This is a genomic window from Caballeronia eucalypticola (genome assembly GCF_047608185.1).
Lineage (GTDB): Bacteria > Pseudomonadota > Gammaproteobacteria > Burkholderiales > Burkholderiaceae > Caballeronia.
Genome location: NZ_JBLKRU010000049.1, coordinates 1 through 355, shown reverse-complemented (window position 1 = coordinate 355; position 355 = coordinate 1). Strand labels below are relative to the sequence as shown.

Annotated in this window: 1 pseudogene; it reads right to left on the bottom strand. The window is 60.0% G+C overall.

Annotated features, from left to right (window positions below):
• Positions 1 to 73 precede the first annotated feature (73 nt).
• Positions 74 to 355, bottom strand: a pseudogene (locus tag ACMX25_RS33900) (hypothetical protein); the annotation flags it as partial.

Below are 355 nucleotides of genomic sequence, written 5' to 3'. Positions count from 1 at the left end.
GTGCCTTTCACTGGCACACAAGGCGGCTTGTCCACAGGTGCGAAGCACTCGGTGGGTAAGCCGTGGCAGCACGCTACCCTTTAGCTGCCGGTTTTTCCCGGGCTTCGAGAAACCTGTATAGCCTGCGACAGGTGGCATCCAGGGAGTCTTGATCAGTCTGGCTGATGCGTGGCCAGATCAGAGGGCCGCCGTCTGGTTCTATCAACTCGGCGATGGCCTCTTGCGCGGGCAGTTTCTTGAGCCTGGTGTCCTCGTAACGCCTGCGGATCAATTCACCTCCCAGCAGCCAGAGATTGTCGCGATGGCGTCGCAGTGTCTTGGGCGTGAGTTCGCGGCTCAGCAGGTCAAGCAGGAA